Source organism: Dorea sp. AGR2135, assembly GCF_000420885.1.
Classification (GTDB): Bacteria; Bacillota; Clostridia; order Lachnospirales; family Lachnospiraceae; genus Dorea; species Dorea formicigenerans.
This window is the reverse complement of sequence record NZ_ATVU01000009.1, coordinates 1-13,862: the sequence shown is the minus strand read 5'-3', so window position 1 is coordinate 13,862 and position 13,862 is coordinate 1. Positions and strand designations below refer to the sequence as shown.

The following is a 13,862-nucleotide window of genomic DNA, read 5'->3' as shown; positions in this document are numbered from 1 at the left end:
TTCGAAGGAATGGAAGAAAGAGAAAGGAAGTAAATCATGAAAAAAAGCAGAGGCATACTTAGTCTTATTGTGGCAGCAGCCTTGATCGTACTGCTTGGTTTTACGACAATTGTTGGATTCGGAAAAGGCCATACAGGTTCTATGAAGAATATCAAACTGGGTCTGGACCTTGCCGGTGGTGTAAGTATCACATATCAGGTCAAAGATGACAATCCATCGGATGAAGAGATGAGTGATACGATCTATAAGTTGCAAAAGCGCGTAGAACAGTATAGTACAGAGGCAAGTGTATATCAGGAGGGAAGAGACCGTATTAATATCGAGATTCCTGGTGTTACAGATGCCAATGAGATTTTAGACGAACTGGGACAGCCGGGGTCCCTGTATTTTATTGCACAGACAGGCAGTGACGGCTCAGCAAACTATAGCCAGGTGAACAGTACGGGAGATGCGTCCAAAGATTATCAGCTCAACAAGACAATTGAAGAATTGCAGGCAGACGGTTCTATTGTACTGAGTGGCAATGATGTAAAAAGTGCCCAGGCTCAGACAACAGAAGACCAGCTGACAAAGAATAAACAGAATGTTGTATCTCTTACATTTACAAAAGATGGAACAACAAAGTTCGCAGATGCAACAACAAAAGCACTGGCAGCAAGACAGAGCATTGGTATCTATTATGACGGAGCATTTGTAAGTGTTCCGAATGTACAGGCAGCCATTACAAATGGACAGGCTCAGATCAGTGGTAACATGACCTATGAAGAAGCAGATGCGCTTGCTTCTACAATCCGTATCGGTGGTCTGAAGCTGGAACTGGAAGAGTTACGTTCTAATGTTGTAGGAGCTCAGCTTGGTGAGCAGGCAGTTGCGACCAGTTTAAAAGCCGGAGCAATCGGACTTGCAATTGTATTTGTATTCATGTGTTGTGTATACTTGCTTCCGGGACTTGCATCCGGACTTGCACTTTTAATCTATACAGGACTTGTACTTATAATCTTGAATGCATTTGAAGTAACATTGACACTTCCGGGTATTGCCGGTATCATTCTTGGCATTGGTATGGCAGTAGATGCCAACGTTATCATCTTCGCTCGTGTACGTGAAGAGATGGCACGCGGAAGAAGTGTAAAGAATTCTCTGAAGATTGGTTTCCAGAAAGCTTTATCAGCAATCTTAGATGGTAATATTACGACTCTGATCGCAGCAGCTGTATTGTGGTTCAAAGGTTCCGGTACAGTAAAAGGATTCGCGCAGACACTTGCAATTGGTATCATCGCATCTATGTTTACAGCACTTGTTATTACAAGATTGATCGTAAATGCATTTTATGCAGTCGGACTTAGAAGTGAAAAATTATATTATCGTCCAAAGAAAGAGCGTGAGCCAATCGATTTCCTTTCAAAGAAAAAAGTGTTCTTTACAATTTCTCTTGTATTAATTGCAGCAGGAGTGATCACGATCGGTATCAATGAAGGAAGAGGAAAAGGAGCATTTGCATACAGCCTTGAATTCCAGGGCGGTACATCTACAAATGTAACATTTGATAAAGATTACTCTATTGATGAGATTGATAAGGAAATTGTTCCGGTTGTAGAAAAGGTAACTGGAGATAACAATGTTCAGACTCAGAAAGTAGCCGGAACCAATCAGGTTATTATCAAGACAGTTACACTGGATCTTGACAAGCGTGAAGCACTGAATAAGGCTATGGTTGATAACTTCGGTGTGGACGAATCAAAGATCACGGCAGAAAATATCAGTTCTACAGTAAGTAATGAGATGCGAAGAGATGCAGTTATCGCGGTTGTTATTGCGACAATCTGTATGCTTCTGTATATCTGGTTCCGATTCAAAGATATCCGTTTCGCTACCAGTGCGGTACTTGCTCTTTTACATGACGTCCTTGTTGTAGTAGGATTCTATGCAATTGCAAGAATCTCTGTTGGTAATACATTTATCGCGTGTATGTTGACAATCGTTGGATATTCCATCAACGCGACCATTGTTATCTTTGACCGTATCCGAGAGGAAATGCGTGGTAAGACAAAGAGCAGTGATGTTGCAGTAGTTGTAAACAAGAGTATCACACAGACGCTGACAAGAAGTATCTATACATCTCTTACAACATTTATCATGGTAGCAGTACTTTACGTCATGGGTGTAAGTTCTATCAAGGAGTTTGCACTTCCATTGATGGTCGGAGTTGTATGCGGAGCTTACTCATCTGTATGTATCACAGGAGCGCTGTGGTATGTAATGAAACGCTTCAAGAAGTAATTTTAAATACTATAGAACAGCCAAGGTCATATTTTATGGCGAGGCTGTTCTTTTCTTAAAGTAAATATTTGCAAAGTAAATAAAATGATGTTGGAGATTTCTGTTGAAAGTGTAGTATTTACTTTGCAAATATTTATTTGGATAAAACAGGAGAGACGAAAATTATGGAACGCTGGGTACTTTTAAGAAAAGGTGCTGATTTTGAGGCTATCAGTAAGAAATTTCATATTAGTCCGAGACTGGCCAGTCTGATCCGTAACCGGGATGTTATTGGAGATGAAGCAATCAACCAATATCTGAACGATACAATTGCGGAACTCTACGATGGAATGCAGATGAAGGGTATGCCACAGGCGGTGGAAATTCTGACTGAAAAAATCAGGGACCGGGAAAAAATCCGTGTCATTGGAGACTATGACTGTGATGGGATCAATGCGACATATATTCTTTTAGAAGGTCTGGAAAAGCTTGGCGCAAAGGTGGACAGCGACATCCCGGATCGTATCAAAGACGGATATGGATTAAATCAGCATCTGATTGACCGGGCACATGAAGATGGAATTGATACGATCATCACCTGCGATAACGGAATTGCGGCAGCGAAAGAAATTGAGTATGGAAAAGCACTTGGTATGACGATCATCGTAACAGACCATCATGAAGTGCCGTACAAGGAAAATGAAGCGGGAAGAAGATACATTTTACCGCCGGCAGATGCAGTTGTTGACCCAAGGCAGGAAGGATGTGAATATCCATTTAAAGGATTATGTGGTGCAGCGGTTGCATACAAGCTTGTAGAGGCGCTCTGTGAGGCAAATGGTCAGGATGTGGCGGATCTGGATTATCTTTTGGAAAATGTTGCAATTGCAACAGTGGCAGATGTGATGGATCTGACAGAGGAAAATCGAATTCTGGTGAAGCAGGGTCTTGAGATGCTAAAGAGGACATCTAATCTGGGACTACGTGCCCTGATCCAGTGTATCGGGCTGGAGGGAAAAAAGATTCAGGCATATCACATCGGATTTATTCTTGCTCCGTGTCTGAATGCCAGTGGTAAGCTGGATACGGCAAAAAGAGCACTGGCACTGCTTCGGGCAAAGACAGAGCGGGAGGCAGATATGCTGGCAGGTGATCTGAAAGCATTGAATGAGAGCCGTAGAGATATGACAGACCGCGTTGTAGATGAGGCAATGGCGAAAGTGGAACAGACAGATATCCGGGGGGATAAGGTGCTTGTTATCTATCTGCCGGATTGTCATGAAAGCCTTGCCGGCCTTGTGGCTGGACGTGTGAGAGAAAATTACTATCGTCCGGTATTTGTATTGACGGATTCCGAAGATGGAGTCAAAGGATCGGGAAGATCAATCGAAAGCTATTCCATGTATGAAGAACTGACAGGCTGTGGGGATCTTCTGACAAAATTCGGCGGACATCCGATGGCGGCAGGACTTTCACTTGATAAAGAAAATGTTGAGAAATTCAAAAGAAGACTAAATGATCAGTGTACGCTTTCAGAAGAAGAGCTGACAGAAAAAGTAGTGATCGATATGGAACTGCCATTTGCTGCTATTACAGAACATTTTATAGAAGAACTTGAATACATGGAACCATTTGGAAAAGGTAATACAAAACCGGTTTTTGCGGCAAGAGGAGTCGTCATGCAGCATGTGAAGATCATCGGGAAAAATAAAAATGTTGCAAAAGCAACAGCAATCGATGCGGCGGGAAACCGGATGGAAGCCATCTGTTTTCATGATGCACAGGAATTTGCAGAACGGTGTGAAAGAGATAATGGGAAAATGTCCATTACATTTTACCCCGGAATCAAGGAATTCCGGGGAGATAGACAAATTCAGATTGTAATTACCCATTATCGATAGATTTTTTTGAAAAATGGAACAAATAATGCTATACTAAAAGATATACTTTACCTTGAAAGAGAAGAAGGAGAGAATAATTATGAAACCGATAGAAGATTATGTAGTAAGTATTCCGGATTTTCCAGAACCGGGGATCATATTTCGTGATGTGACAGGTGTATTACAGGACGCGGAAGGACTGCATCTTGCAATTGATCTGATGCAGGAAAAATTAGAAGGTCTTGACTTTGACGTAATAGTCGGACCGGAATCCAGAGGATTTATTTTCGGGGTACCGATCGCATATAATCTGAAAAAGCCATTTATTCCGATTCGTAAAAAAGGAAAGCTCCCAAGAGAGACGGTTTCTGCAGAGTATGAATTAGAGTATGGCACAGCAACTATCGAGATGCACAAAGATGCAATCAAGCCAGGGCAGAGAGTTGTGATCATTGATGATCTGATCGCGACAGGCGGAACGAATGAGGCGATGATCCATTTGATTGAAGGTCTTGGCGGAAAGGTTGTAAAGACTGTGTTTTTAATGGAACTGGCAGGACTTCACGGACGTGACAGATTACAGGGATATGATATAGATTCAGTTATTGTATATCCTGGAAAATAGAAAAAGATATACATTTGAGAGACTAGAGAGGGAAGGAGGCGTTAATATGTCAGAGAATAAAACAACATATGAGTCACTGGACGACAAGATTGCTCCGGAAGCATTGCTAAAAGACACAAGAGGGAAACTTCAGATGGTAGATGGGCACGGGATCAAACAGGAGGCAGATTATGATGATCCGGATAAGCTTTATGGCATGTTAATTGCCCGTATTCAAAAGTATCATCCGTCTGCGGATGTTACTCAGATCGAGAAGGCATATAATCTGGCAAAAAAAGCGCATGGAGACCAAAAGAGAAAGTCGGGAGAACCGTATATTATCCACCCACTCTGGGTAGCGATCATTCTTGCGGATCTTGAGATGGATAAGGAGACAATTATCGCAGCTCTTCTTCATGACGTAGTGGAAGATACTCGGATTGGAGAGGATTATATCAAAGAAGAGTTTGGAGAAGAGGTAGCTCTTCTGGTAGACGGTGTTACGAAACTTGGCCGTGTAGCTTATTCTGCGGACAAACTGGAACTCCAGGCGGAGAATTTGAGAAAGATGTTCCTTGCTATGGCAAAGGATATCCGGGTCATTATCATTAAACTTGCGGACCGTCTGCATAATATGCGTACACTGCAGTTCATGACTCCGGCCAAACAGCAGGAAAAGGCCCGTGAGACAATGGATATTTATGCACCGATCGCGGGAAGGCTTGGCATTTCTAAAATTAAGACAGAACTTGACGATCTGTCATTGAAGTATCTGAAACCAGATGTATTTTTTGATCTTGTAAATCAGATCAATGCCAGAAAAACAGAGCGTGAGGAATTTGTCCAACAGATTGTGGATGAAGTGTCCATGCATATGAAAAATGCGGGGATTAAAGCAGATGTAAATGGACGTGTAAAGCATTTCTTCAGTATTTATAAGAAGATGGTCAATCAGGATAAGACAGTAGATCAGATTTATGACCTGTTTGCAGTCCGTATCATTGTGGATTCTGTCAAAGACTGTTATGCGGCATTGGGAATTATCCATGAGATTTATACGCCGATTCCTGGAAGATTTAAAGATTATATTGCCATGCCGAAACCGAATATGTATCAGTCTCTGCATACAACGCTGATGAGTTCGATCGGTCAGCCGTTTGAGATCCAGATCCGTACACAGGAGATGCATAAGACAGCCGAATATGGTATTGCTGCTCACTGGAAGTATAAAGAGTCCGGCGGCAGCAAGAAAGGTGTTATGGCTGAAGAAGAGAAAATGAGCTGGCTCAGACAGATTCTGGAATGGCAGAGAGATATGTCTGACAACAAGGAATTCTTAAGCCTCATCAAAGGAGATCTGGATCTGTTTGCAGACGATGTGTACTGCTTTACACCGCAGGGGGATGTAAAGACATTGCCGACGGGGTCCACTCCAATCGACTTTGCTTATTCCATACACAGTGCAGTCGGCAATAAGATGGTCGGTGCCAGAGTGAATGGAAAGCTTGTTCCGATTGATTACAGAATCCAGAATGGAGACAGAATAGAAATTCTGACCTCCCAGAATTCGAAAGGACCAAGCCGTGACTGGCTGAATGTAGTCAAGAGTACACAGGCAAAAAATAAGATCAATCAGTGGTTCAAAAAAGAATTTAAAGAGAGCAATATTATCAAAGGAAAAGAGATGGTGGCCTCCTATTGCAAAGCAAAATCTCTCAACCTTTCTAATCTGCTCCAGCCAAAATATGAAGAGATCGTACAGAGAAAATATGGATTCAAGGACTGGGATTCTGTGCTTGCCGCGATCGGACATGGCGGCTTAAAAGAAGGACAGGTCGTGAATCGTCTGGCGGAAGAATATGGCAAGGATCACAAGCAGGAACTGACAGATGAAATTGTACTTGAAAAAGTTGCAGAGGCGGCTAAGAATAAAGTCCATATTGCCAAGTCCAAGAGTGGAATTGTCGTAAAAGGAATTGATGATGTGGCAGTCCGGTTCTCCAGATGCTGTAATCCAGTACCGGGAGATGAGATTGTCGGATTTGTTACAAGAGGAAGAGGACTTTCGATTCACCGCACGGATTGTGTTAATATGATACATTTGACAGAAGCAGAACGTGCAAGACTGATTCCGGCTGAGTGGGAAGGAAATGTGACAGAAGAGACAGGAGGTCAGTATCTGGCTGAGATCAAGATGTATGCAAGAGATCAGCAGGGACTTCTGATGAGTATTTCCAAAGTATTTACGGAGATGGAGATGGATGTCAAATCCTTAAATATCCGCACGAGCAAGCAGGGAACTGCGACCATCGAGGCTGGATTTATTGTGCATGGCCGAGAGGAACTTGCGAAAGTAATTGGTAAACTGCGTCAGATTGATGACGTGATCGATATTGAGAGAACAACAGGCTAGGAGGAAAGAAAAAGCAATGAAGATAGAGAAATTTTCCCTTGGGATTTTGGGGGCAAATTGTTACCTTTTGATAAATGAAGAGACAAAGGATACAGTTGTAGTGGATCCAGGTGGACATTCTAAGAAGTTTACAGCATACATTGAGGAAGAAAAACTTAACCTTGTGGCAATTCTTCTGACTCATGGACATTTCGATCATATTATGGGAATTGATTCTATTTTGGAAAACTGGAATATTCCGGTCTATGTAGAGGAAGAGGATCTTCCGATTATGACGGATCCAGAGCTGAATCTGTCTTCATCTTACACGAATGGTTATTCCTTTGATGGTGCAAAACCGTTAAAAGACGGACAAAAACTGGAACTGGCAGGTGAGACGATAGAAGTCATTCATACACCGGGACATACGATGGGAGGCTGTTGCTATTATCTGCCTGTAGAACATGCAGTATTTAGTGGAGATACTTTATTCCAGCGTTCTGTCGGACGTACGGATTTTCCGAACAGCAGTCAGGATGCAATCGTAAGATCTGTAAGAGAACGACTGTTCGCACTTCCGGATGATACGATTGTTTATCCGGGACATATGGGTGAGACAAAGATAGAGTATGAGAAGCTTCACAACCCATATGTACAGGAGGGCTAAGAATGATCCGGGTTATATGCAATCAGGAGACATTTGTATATAATGCATATCATATGGTGAAGGCTTTTTATCCATCGGAGACAGTTGTGTCTTCAGTGGACGAAAAAGCCTCTAATTATGTAACTGTGGAATTTGCAGAAGATGGTACAGACGGGCAGAAAGAGGCGATGATTGAAATTGCAGACAGGCAGACAAATGACATGCCAGCGGAGAAATCTGCAATGAAAAAATATCTCGACCAGATGTTATACAAAAAGTTGTCAGAGCAAAGTGGCAGAACTCTTGCATGGGGAATCCTGATGGGAGTACGACCGACTAAAATTGCCATGAGAAAACTGGAAGAAGGTATGACACAGGAGATGTTTGTTCCATGGTTCCAGAAGGAAAATCTGGTGAGTGAAGAAAAAGCACATCTTGCATGGCAGATTGCAGGGAGAGAAAAAAAGCTTCTGGATCAGTTGGATTATAAAAATGGCTATAGTCTTTATGTGGGAATCCCATTCTGCCCAACGGTTTGCAGTTACTGTTCGTTTAGTTCGGGTGCCTTAGGTGACTGGGAGCACCGGGTAGAAGACTATCTGGCTGCACTTATGAAGGAACTGGAAGCAATTGCGAAAATGTCTGAAGGAAGAAAAGCTGACACCATTTACATGGGCGGTGGAACACCGACAACTTTGAATGCGGATCAGTTAGACCGGCTGCTTACATGCATTGATAGACATTTTGTAAGGGAAGGACTTCTGGAGTTTACGGTGGAAGCCGGACGACCGGACAGTATTACGAAAGAGAAACTTCAGGTGCTTCGAAATCACGGTATTAATCGAATTTCTATCAATCCTCAGAGCATGCAGCAGAAGACCTTGGATACAATTGGACGTAAGCATACGGTAGAACAAGTGTATGAAGCATTTCATATGGCGAGAAAGCTGGGATTTGATAATATCAATATGGATATTATTGCAGGACTTCCGGGAGAGACACCGGAGGATATGGAGGACACTCTAAGACAGATTGCGTTACTTGGACCTGATAATCTGACGGTACATTCCCTTGCAATTAAACGTGCAGCTAAAATGGGCCAGGAAGAGAGAGAAGGGAAAAGATTAACGATCATACAAGATGAAATAGGTACGATGGTAGAGATGGCAGGAAATAAAGCCCGACAGATGGGACTTTTTCCGTATTATCTGTATCGTCAGAAGAATATTGCCGGAAATTTTGAGAATGTGGGCTATGCAAAGGTTGACAAAGCAGGAATATACAATATACTAATTATGGAGGAAAAGCAATCCATTATTGCAGCAGGTGCAGGTGCGTCTACAAAAATCGTACTGAAAGAACCTGTCATAAATTCTGAAAGCAAAAAGAAGAAAAAAACCAGTCTGATCCGGCAGGAGAATGTAAAAGCAATCGATGCTTACATCAGCCGGGTGGACGAGATGATAGAACGAAAAGGAGAATGGCTATGGCGTTAAAGAAGAAACCAGTAACCGGTATGAAAGATGTAATGCCGGCAGAGATGGAAATCCGGGATTACCTGATCGGCCTGATTAAAGACACCTATAAAACATTTGGATTCCAATCTATGGAAACTCCATGTGTTGAGCATATCGAGAACCTGTGCAGCAAGCAGGGGGGAGATAACGAAAAACTGATCTTCAAGATTTTGAAACGTGGAGAAAAGTTAAAAATTGACGAGGCAAAAGAGGAAAATGATCTTGTGGATGGAGGACTTCGGTATGACCTGACGGTTCCGCTTGCAAGATATTATTCTAATCATGCAAATGAGCTGCCGTCTCCTTTTAAAGCACTTCAGATTGGAAGTGTATGGAGAGCAGACCGCCCGCAGAAAGGACGTTTCCGCCAGTTTGTACAGTGCGATATCGATATATTAGGAGAGGCTTCTAATCTCGCCGAAATCGAGCTGATTCTTGCCACAACGGCGATGCTTGGGAAACTGGACTTTAAGAATTTTACTGTATGTATGAATGACCGTAATATATTGAAATCTATGGCTGCTTACAGTGGTTTTAAAGAGGAAGACTATGATGAAGTCTTCATTGTTCTGGATAAGATGGATAAGATCGGACCGGAAGGTGTCGAGGCAGAGCTTATTGAGATGGGATATACCAGGGAAAGTGTTAAGACCTACCTTTCTCTTTTTGATGAGGTTGCTTCTGATGTATCAGGAGTCCGTTACCTGAAAGAAAAGCTTGGAGATTATCTGAGCGATGAGACGGCTGACGGCCTGGAACTGATCATGTCAAGTGTAGAAGCTGCAAAAGAGTGTGATTTTAAGCTTCAGTTCACACCAACCCTCGTAAGAGGACAGTCCTACTATACCGGAACAATTTTTGAGGTAACTATGGATGACTTTGGCGGTTCTGTTGCCGGAGGCGGACGTTATGATAAGATGATCGGCAAGTTTACAGGGCAAGATACACCGGCATGCGGATTTTCCATTGGATTTGAGAGAATTGTCATGCTGCTTCTGGAAAATGGATATAAAGTTCCGGGAGGACGCCGGAAAAAGGCATATCTTCTGGAGAAGAAGCTTCCAAAAGAGGCCATGTTGAAGGTTCTTGCTCTTGCAAAAGCTGACCGGGAGGCAGGACGACAGGTGCTGATCGTCAATATGAAGAAGAATAAGAAGTTTCAGAAAGAGCAGCTAATAGAAGATGGATATACAGAAATTGCAGACTGTTATGCAGATTCCGTAGACAGGCTGTAGAGAATAGAACGCACAAGTGAAAAAGGAGATATAGAAAAATGGCAGAGTCAATGCAGGGCTTAAAGAGAACCCACAGATGTGGGGAACTGTCAGCAGCTAACGTAGGCGAGACAGCGACCATTATGGGATGGGTACAGAAAAATCGTAATAAAGGAGGTCTCGTATTTGTAGATGTAAGAGACCGTTCCGGAATTATCCAGGTTGTATTTGATGAAGGAAGTGTAGATGCAGCACTGATCGAGAAGGCTGCAAAGCTTCGCAGTGAATATGTTGTTGCAGTTGTAGGAAAAGTTGCAAAACGATCTGGTGCAGTCAATGAGAACATTGCAACAGGTGAAATTGAGATTATCCCAGAGGAGCTTCGTGTACTTTCTGAGTCAGAGACACCTCCGTTCCAGATTGAGGAGAATTCTAAGACAAAAGAAGAAGTCCGTCTGAAATACAGATATCTGGATCTTAGAAGACCGGATATGCAGCGCAATCTGATGATGAGAAGCAAGGTGGCTACACTTGCACGTCAGTTTATGGCAAATGAAGGATTCCTTGAGATTGAGACACCGGTACTCATCGGAAGTACACCGGAGGGAGCAAGAGATTACCTTGTACCAAGCCGCGTTCATCAGGGACATTTTTATGCACTTCCACAGTCACCACAGCTATTTAAGCAGCTTTTAATGTGTTCTGGTTATGACAGATATTTCCAGATTGCAAAATGTTTCCGTGACGAGGATCTTCGAGCAGACCGTCAGCCAGAGTTCACACAGATGGATATGGAGCTGTCTTTCGTAGATGTTGATGATGTCATTGATGTCAATGAAAGATTCCTTGCGATGCTGTTTAAAGAAGTTCTTGGTGTGGAAGTTCCGCTTCCGATTCCGAGAATGACATGGCAGGAGGCTATGGATCGTTACGGTTCCGATAAACCGGATACAAGATTCGGCATGGAGCTTGTCAATGTGACAGATGTTGTAAAAGACAGCGAGTTTGTTGTATTTAAGGGTGCTATTGAGAATGGTGGTACCGTTCGTGGTATCAACGCAAAAGGCCAGGGAGGAATGGCACGTAAGAAGATTGACAAGCTGGTTGATTATGCAAAGGATTATGGGGCAAAAGGACTGGCTTACATTGCAATCCATGAAGATGGAACTGTAAAATCTTCTTTCGCAAAATTCATGACAGAGGATGAGCAGAAGAACTTGATTCAGGCTATGGACGGTGAGAATGGTGATCTGCTTCTCTTTGCAGCAGATAAGAATAAAGTTGTATGGGATGTATTAGGTGCGCTTCGTCTGGAACTTGCACGCCAGATGGATCTTTTAGATAAGAATGAGTACAAATTTATGTGGATCACAGAGTTCCCGCTTCTTGAGTGGAGTGAAGAACAGAACCGTTTCACAGCAATGCATCACCCATTTACAATGCCAATGGAAGAAGATCTTCAGTACATCGACAGTGATCCGGGAAGAGTCCGTGCAAAAGCATACGATATTACTTTGAATGGAAATGAGATTGGTGGAGGAAGTGTGCGAATCTTTAACCCTGAGATCCAGAGCAAGATGTTCGAGGTGCTTGGATTTACACCAGAGCAGGCACAGGAGCAGTTCGGATTCCTCCTGACAGCATTCCAGTATGGAGTACCGCCACACGCAGGACTTGCATATGGACTGGATCGTCTTGTTATGCTCATGGCAAAACAGGATAGCATTCGTGACGTGATAGCATTCCCGAAGGTAAAAGATGCTTCGGATCTTATGACAGAGGCTCCAACAAAAGTTGATCAGAAACAGCTTGATGAATTGGGACTTTCAGTGGTAGAAGAGGAAGAATAAAATTTATCTCAGTCGAGAAGACTCCCACCTCTTCAGGTGGTGAGTAATAGCAAATTTGTCTCACGGACGTTCGACTTGAATTAATGATGAAAAAAATCCCACCCGGATATTCTTGCGTTGAAGAATACCGGATGGGATTTTTTATTAAATTATTGATCTTTTGGTGAGCGTCCATCTTTGTGTTTATTCCAGATGTTAAATGCGATCAAAAGACCGGCTGTGTATAAGATGCTGATCAGAATTGCCGGACTGTCTTTCAAAAAATAAATAACTAAGACTGCGGCAATTAACGCAATGGTCATCTGGAATGCAATCCAAATTCTTTTTTCACGAATTTCTCTGGCATGCTGCTGGGATTCCAGACGCTTCTGTTCTAATTTTAAGTATTCCATCAAGTCCTTGTCCGGAATACGGGAAAGTATAATTTCATCGCGAACAAGTCTGGCTTCGCGGCGTGAGTGGATATTTGCAATTTTAGCAGAAAAACGGGCAAAAAATCCGGAGGAATCACGCTCTTTCTCAGCTTTGTCAAACGGATCCATCTCAGAATCCAGGTTATAAGCAGATTCCGTTCCTGGAGCAGTAGTATTATTGATGACAGATGCATTTTTCCGGGCAGTTGTGCTACCGGAAGCAGACGTATCTTCCTGGATAGTTGAACTTTTAGAAGCAGACGTATCTTTCTGGATAGTTGTGCTGCTAGAAGCAGATGTATCTTCCTGACCAGATGCATTTTCTGCAGCAGATGTATCTTTCTGACCGGATATAGTTTCTGTAGCAGATGCATGATCTATTGTAGTTATATTTTCTTCTGTAGTTGTATTTTCTTCTGTAATTGTCTCTGACATAACAGACCTCCTATGTGAATTATATATATCAGCTGGGAGATGACTCCCACCTCTATAGGTGATGAGAAACAAGCTGGTATCAGTGGTGGGAGTCAATCCCCCAGCTGATATAGCCTCCGGCAGGATTGCAGAGGCATTCTTGAATCATCGTTTTGTTTATCATAACAGTAAAAAAAATAAAAAACAACTGATTTTCCAAGATTAGTCTTATTAAAAGAAAGAAGATTAGAGACTTTCATATATGAGAAGTGTGCAAAAAAATGGAATAAAATATATTGCATCAAAAATTTTGTAACAGTTCAGCCTTCGGCTGAACTAAAATATAAAAAACAGAGAAATTTTATTTTTTGGAGGAAGAACTTATCCACAGTTTCTTCCTCATTTTTTTGAATATCCTTTATCTAACAGAACTATTAATTACATTTTGATTAAAATACTTTATTAGGAATAAATTTGGGCTATTTTTTGTGGACAACTATTCTTGATAAGTTGCTAAAATCAATTTTTATCCACCGTCATTTTGACGACAACGTTTTATAATAAATTTTTCTTTTTATTCGATTTCTGTTAAACTACTTTTATCGGAAATCGAAAGAAAAGGGGGAGAATCTTATGGGACGAAAAAGCAATTATGAAAATGGAATGTATAATC

9 protein-coding genes are annotated in these 13,862 nt (G+C 42.1%); 8 read left to right on the top strand and 1 reads right to left on the bottom strand.

What is annotated here, in order from left to right:
• Positions 1-36 precede the first annotated feature (36 nt).
• The 8 genes from G593_RS0107435 to aspS all read left to right on the top strand — a co-directional run bounded on the left by G593_RS0107435 (position 37) and on the right by aspS (position 12,362).
• On the top strand, positions 37-2,280 hold the full coding sequence (locus tag G593_RS0107435) for a protein translocase subunit SecDF (RefSeq protein ID WP_029731272.1): 2,244 nt from the start codon (positions 37-39) through the stop codon (positions 2,278-2,280).
• Positions 2,281-2,444: 164 nt separating this feature from the next.
• Positions 2,445-4,160, top strand: coding sequence for a single-stranded-DNA-specific exonuclease RecJ (gene recJ / locus G593_RS0107430; RefSeq protein WP_005337748.1), 1,716 nt, complete (start codon positions 2,445-2,447; stop codon positions 4,158-4,160).
• 79 nt (positions 4,161-4,239) lie between these two features.
• Entirely contained in the window at positions 4,240-4,764 is a 525-nt protein-coding gene (locus tag G593_RS0107425) for an adenine phosphoribosyltransferase (RefSeq protein ID WP_005337746.1), read from the top strand.
• A 46-nt stretch (positions 4,765-4,810) separates the two neighbouring features.
• The gene (locus G593_RS0107420) at positions 4,811-7,156 is read left to right on the top strand and encodes a RelA/SpoT family protein (protein ID WP_022279798.1); all 2,346 of its coding nucleotides are present in this window, start codon (positions 4,811-4,813) and stop codon (positions 7,154-7,156) included.
• A gap of 16 nt (positions 7,157-7,172) precedes the next feature.
• Complete coding sequence (locus G593_RS0107415; RefSeq protein ID WP_005337742.1) at positions 7,173-7,802, top strand: MBL fold metallo-hydrolase; 630 nt, start codon at positions 7,173-7,175, stop codon at positions 7,800-7,802.
• A 2-nt stretch (positions 7,803-7,804) separates the two neighbouring features.
• Positions 7,805-9,277 carry a coproporphyrinogen dehydrogenase HemZ gene (gene hemZ / locus G593_RS0107410; RefSeq protein ID WP_029731269.1) on the top strand — a complete coding sequence of 491 codons (1,473 nt, stop codon included), beginning with the start codon at positions 7,805-7,807 and terminating at the stop codon, positions 9,275-9,277.
• Positions 9,262-10,533: a histidine--tRNA ligase gene (gene hisS, locus G593_RS0107405; RefSeq protein ID WP_029731268.1), complete on the top strand. Its 1,272-nt coding sequence runs from the start codon at positions 9,262-9,264 to the stop codon at positions 10,531-10,533. Before hemZ ends, hisS begins: the two co-directional genes overlap by 16 nt.
• A gap of 38 nt (positions 10,534-10,571) precedes the next feature.
• The gene (aspS, locus tag G593_RS0107400) at positions 10,572-12,362 is read left to right on the top strand and encodes an aspartate--tRNA ligase (RefSeq protein WP_005337737.1); all 1,791 of its coding nucleotides are present in this window, start codon (positions 10,572-10,574) and stop codon (positions 12,360-12,362) included.
• Positions 12,363-12,511: 149 nt separating this feature from the next.
• Here the strand turns inward: aspS and G593_RS0107395 are convergent, their stop codons facing one another.
• Complete coding sequence (locus G593_RS0107395; protein WP_029731266.1) at positions 12,512-13,210, bottom strand: hypothetical protein; 699 nt, start codon at positions 13,208-13,210, stop codon at positions 12,512-12,514.
• Positions 13,211-13,862 lie beyond the last annotated feature (652 nt).